The sequence below is a fragment of the Mesorhizobium sp. M7A.F.Ca.CA.002.04.1.1 genome (genome assembly GCF_004022805.1).
Taxonomy (GTDB): domain Bacteria; phylum Pseudomonadota; class Alphaproteobacteria; order Rhizobiales; family Rhizobiaceae; genus Mesorhizobium; species Mesorhizobium ciceri.
Genome location: NZ_RZPL01000963.1, coordinates 1 through 1694 on the forward strand (window position 1 = coordinate 1; position 1694 = coordinate 1694).

At 62.0% G+C, this 1694-nt stretch carries 1 protein-coding gene and 2 pseudogenes; all 3 read right to left on the minus strand.

What is annotated here, in order from left to right:
- Positions 1-462 (minus strand): annotated as a pseudogene (locus ENZ75_RS31025) (hypothetical protein); the annotation flags it as partial.
- Between the two features lie 13 nt (positions 463-475).
- On the minus strand, positions 476-1369 hold the full coding sequence (locus ENZ75_RS31030; RefSeq protein WP_013532031.1) for an NAD(P)-dependent methylenetetrahydromethanopterin dehydrogenase: 894 nt from the start codon (positions 1367-1369) through the stop codon (positions 476-478).
- 29 nt (positions 1370-1398) lie between these two features.
- A pseudogene (locus tag ENZ75_RS31035) lies at positions 1399-1694 on the minus strand (GHMP kinase); the annotation flags it as partial.

Sequence of the window (1694 nt, forward strand, 5' to 3'; positions counted from 1 at the left end):
TTCTCCGGCTGCTCGTCTGACGTGTCCGCCGCCGGCGCCGCCCGCGGTCTTGACCACCCAGTTCTCCGGGTCAGGCGGCTGGTCCCATCGCAGTTGCGGATGCGGGATGCCGAGTTCGGCACAATCATCGGCCAGCAACTGCGGATCCTTGATCCTGCGGATCGCGGCGCCGCCATTGCCGGCGAGCCGAAAGTGTCGCGCGATTTTGTCCACGGTCTCAGGCATCCGCTCAAACCCTGAGCCCAGGACAATGGCGGCCGGCAGGTCGTCGCCAGCCAATCGCCGAAGCGTGTCGATGATGCGCTCGCCGTCGATGCCTCCTTGCAGGTCGCCTGGCAGCATTGTCGCGCGTTCTGCGAGCGCGACGGTGTCCGTATCGCAAAAGAAATCGGCGACCAGCGGACGATAGCCGGCGCGACGCGCGGCGGCGGCCAGCCCCCGGCCTGAAATTGCCGCGATCAAAAGAGATCCGGCGTTACTTGGCAATCTCGCGTGCAAGGGAAAACGCTTCCTGAAAACCGAGCGTGATCGTCTTTTCGGATTCGATCATTCTTTTGAAGAGACCGAATTCGACCTTATATTTGACATTGCCGATGGCAAGCGGACCAATGCCGACAGCTTTTGCCGCATCGAGTGGATCACCATTGGCATTGACGGCCAATCCTTCGATGCCGGCCGGGGGAACGGCATTGACGTCGGCCGCAATAAGCAGGTCATTGCCTTTCAATTGGGCTTTGGAGACCACCTGGACGCCAGCTTTGGCGCAAGCCAGGATAATTTCGTTGGCTTCGACCAGCTTTGTCTTGCGGGCGTCGCTCGATCCGTCAGCCGCATCGACGGTGAGGTGGAACCTGCTTTCGATCTCGGCCGCGATCTGCTTGACCCGTTCGATGCCGTCATGGCCGACAAGTGTGACCCGGGCACCTTCCCCTGCCGCGATGACGGCGGTGCAGAAGCCGACGACGCCGGTGGCGCCGAAAACAGCCACTCTCGTATCCCTGAGCGCACGCTGGAATTTCTTCTCCAGCGCCTTTTCGACCTTGGCCACCATCGCCGCGGCTGTGGTGAACGAGCCGGCTGGATCGGCAAATACCGAAACCTGGAAAGGCGGCACCATCGCCTTCTTCGCGGCGTCGAACATGTCGAGCGCCAACGAGGCATCCTTCCCGGCGATGAAGATGCCGGTGTCGACACCCGCATCCGGCGGGCGTGAAAAGATCGCGTCCTGGACCAGTCCCGTCACTTCGGCCAGGCCCACATCGACATAGGGGACGACGGCGTCGAAACCTGCGTCGAGCGCCATGTTCACGTCGAAGGGGCTCATCTGCTTCAACGGTGTCAGCATGTGCAGGATGTGTTTGCGGGCCATTTCTTGCCTTTCTGCCTGAAACTGAAGCGTCAGCTGCCGACGAGATCCAGCCTGGTTGAACTGATCTTCGCGCCGGAGTTCCTGCCCTTGACGATCTTGACCTCAAGGCCGCCCTCAACTGTCGTCTTCCGAACCGCGTCGACGAACTTGAGTGCGGCGTCCTGCGATGGCGCGAAGGCAAAGCCTGTCGGCCCCCAGGAACTCTGGCCGATGCCGACGGCGCCTGCTTCATTGAGACAGTGGGCCACCATCTCGACCCGCTTCGAGGTGAACACGCCGCCCTGGGCCGGGGCGAAATGGCTGCCGATCAGCATCTGTATCGCGG

Coding starts and splice junctions, on each gene's coding strand:
- ENZ75_RS31030 (WP_013532031.1), bottom strand. CDS start 1,369: ATGGCCCGCAAACACATCCTGCACATGCTGACACCGTTGAAGCAGATG.